We start from the raw sequence: 2,970 nt of genomic DNA, 5'->3' as shown, positions 1-2,970 counted from the left end.
CGCCAAATCAGCTTGCCTATGATAACTTAATGACATTGGGACTCTGTCATTCTTTGACAGAATCCCTTTTGACCAGATAGACCGGACTTTTTACATTTAGTTCTTTCAGGTTTTCTCCCTGGATCAGTTTCATTAGACGTATCAGTGCCAGATGTGCTTTTTGCTGGATATCCTGATGAACTGTTGTCAGCTTCGGCCGGACCATGCTTGCATATATACTGTCATCGTAACCCGTTATGGAAATCTGATCTGGAACACTGATCCCCTCATCAAAAAAGAAGTTCATCGCCTCGATCGCGTCATAATCTGAGGAAAAAGCCAGTGCTTTTGCTTCAAGGAAACGTGGAAGGAGTTCTCTGTATTTCCGAAGACGTGGATTTTTGTCACCCGGGACGACGATATACCGGGAACGGCTGCAGAATTTCCCTTGCTTCTCCATCGCCTGTTTGAAGCCCATCCAGCGGTAATAATCGCTGTCCTGATCGGTTTCTGCGATGAACAGGGCTTTCTCATAGCCGCGGGAATAGAGGTATTCCCCGATCTGATAACCGCCGGAGTAATCGTCTACACCAACATTCTGGAAGGTGTAGACTCCCTTGGGGTAGGCATCGATCAGGATCATTTTTTTGTTCAGCTTGCGGGAAAGTCTGCGGTACTGATCTTTGTCATAACCGAGGATGATGAGACCTTCTACGTTCCATTTGGAAGCAATGTCCACTACATTCTGGATGTTTTCTCCGCCGATGAGCATGACGTAGTAGCCTTTTTCTTCGGTTTCCTTCTGGATAGTTCCGATCAGTTCGCCTACGAACGGGTCCTGAAGGGACTGCATGCCGTGCGTGTAGGCAAAACCTAAAACTACTCCGATGATCCTGGAACCGTGACCGGAAAGCATCACGGAGCCCATGTGTGGGACATAGTTCTGTTCTTTGAGGATTGCCGTTATTTTATCAATGGTTGCCTGGGAAACCCTTTTGGTTTTGCCGTTGATGACATTTGATACGGTGGTGCGGCTGACGCCTGCCATTTCCGCGATGTCCTGAAGACGGATCATATATTGTTCAGCCTCCTTTTGTTTCGTATGTTTTAATCTGTTTTGGTATATTTTAGTGTGTGTTGCGGCGTTATGGATGTTATTCGTTTATGAACCTGATGGAATTCTGACAAGAAGCTTCTGTCCGTCTTTTTCTGCTGCTGTGAGAACCGGGATGTGTTTCTTTCGGAGTGCATGTACGATCGGGTATGCTGCGAAGAGATTTTCTCCGACGAAAACAGCTTCCGGCTTGTATTTGAGGATTTTTCTGACCTGATCTTTGATCCGGACTTTCCATTCCTGTTTCTCCATGGACACTTCGGCGTAGATTCCCTGGATTTCCAGTTCCGGAAGGGCTGGGAAATCTATGTGGATGATCTCTGCTGCCTGTAATTTAGGAAGCTGGTGGAGAAGTTCGTCGTATTCTGCTGCTCCACCAAAGCTTACGATTACAGGTTTCTCGTGAAACTGTTCCATACTGAGCTTACATGCCTGTACTGCATCTGCAAGTTCACCGGTAGTCATAAGAAAACCGCCTTTGTGGCAGAAATTTGCTGTTTTGAGACCGGTTGCTGCCTTGAGTTCTTCGTTTTCGAGACCGAGCCATTCTGGCGGGAAACTGCATTTGTAATTCATAGAGTATTCTTTTTTCTGAGGCTGAATGCAGTAGCCACCTCTGTTAGATGGAAAGATCACGAAGGCAATCTGTGTCTCGGAGAGGAATTTCTGGCAGGGAACAAATTCCGGGAGGATGAGGATTCTTGCATCATCTCTGTGTTTTTCTCTGTCATGGAACGCCTGCTGATGTCTGGTGTAGATTTCTTCTACCCGTTTGTCGGCACGTTCGTTGCCTCTGTATCGTTCAAATTTATTTTCCAAGATCATCCCTGCAACGCTGACTGCCTGGAAAAAAGCTTCATCATTGCCGCCCTCGGCATCCCAGGTCGGATTGAAGTTCCCGATCAGAGTGGCAAGTTCGTTCTTCTCGCCGGTATTATCGTTGTTGTCGAGTGGCTGCACGAAAGCTTCATCGAATTTCTGCGCCAGTTCTTCGCCAAGGATCTCCGGACCAAGTTCCTCCCACAGAAGCCCGAATGCCGCATACGGTACACCGTTCTCACGGATCCTGCTGTCTTTCTGGTGGTGATCATATTTTCCTCTGCCGATATCAAAAACAATCCCGTCGAAGTCATCCGGCACGCGGTTGCCGCGTAGGATCGTGATCTCAGGGTTCAAATATAATAACAGCGCAAATGAAAAAACGTCATCTGCGTGGAATTTACCGCTGTGGGTGAAGGCGGTGGCGGTTTGGGTGCGGATTTTATTTAGTAGATCGTTCATGTTGTGTGGTGCTCCTCTTATTGTAAATAATGCGTCAAATACCTATTTTATATCCACAGATATACATTTTTCGTATATCTCTGAAGAATAATTGACGCTCACTCTTGTTGCACATTTTGTTCTATGATATAATGGTTATGTTGTCCAACCGATACCCGGCAACGGGAGGAGGTGAACTGCATGGATACTGTAATCTCGTTTCTTGTCTCCTGCACGGCAAGCATATTTGCCTACTATGTTTGCAAATGGCTAGACGGAGACAAATAGGGCAACTCTAACCTAGTGGTTTTCCTGTCCACTATAAAAAGCAAGAAGAAGCCCCCAGTATTGGTGCTACTGAGGGCTTCATTCTTTTTGTCCGCATGGACTTGTAATCTCTTTGCCTACTGGCATTATAGCATATGCACTTCTCATTTGCAATATACTTTTTCACACCATCTCCACATACCTTCCCCCTGGTTACTGTTCAAGGGTATGCATAGCCCATTGTAAAAAGTGACGAAATTTATTTTTTGTTTTGTGGAAGATACAAAATACCTGCTTATCCGCAGTCATATTGACGAAAGGACAATTCCTGGAAATTCGCTTTTTTCCCA

At 45.9% G+C, this 2,970-nt stretch carries 2 protein-coding genes; both read right to left on the bottom strand.

Annotated elements, in window-relative coordinates; all coding sequences use genetic code 11:
• Positions 1-46: 46 nt before the first annotated feature.
• Positions 47-1,054, bottom strand: a complete 1,008-nt coding sequence (locus tag QZL69_RS01395; RefSeq protein WP_022213439.1) for a LacI family DNA-binding transcriptional regulator — start codon at positions 1,052-1,054, stop codon at positions 47-49.
• A gap of 87 nt (positions 1,055-1,141) precedes the next feature.
• The gene (locus tag QZL69_RS01390; protein WP_022213438.1) at positions 1,142-2,374 is read right to left on the bottom strand and encodes an MYG1 family protein; all 1,233 of its coding nucleotides are present in this window, start codon (positions 2,372-2,374) and stop codon (positions 1,142-1,144) included.
• Positions 2,375-2,970: the final 596 nt, after the last annotated feature.

Origin of the sequence: Blautia sp. CAG:237 (assembly GCF_000436615.1) — a bacterium.
Classification (GTDB): domain Bacteria; phylum Bacillota; class Clostridia; order Lachnospirales; family Lachnospiraceae; genus Blautia_A; species Blautia_A intestinihominis.
This window is presented reverse-complemented; position numbering and strand designations above follow the sequence as displayed.

What these genes read in the sequence shown, in the direction of transcription:
- QZL69_RS01395 (WP_022213439.1), bottom strand. Translation starts at nt 1,054, where the DNA reads ATGATCCGTCTTCAGGACATCGCGGAAATGGCAGGCGTCAGCCGCACC.
- QZL69_RS01390 (WP_022213438.1), bottom strand. Translation starts at nt 2,374, where the DNA reads ATGAACGATCTACTAAATAAAATCCGCACCCAAACCGCCACCGCCTTC.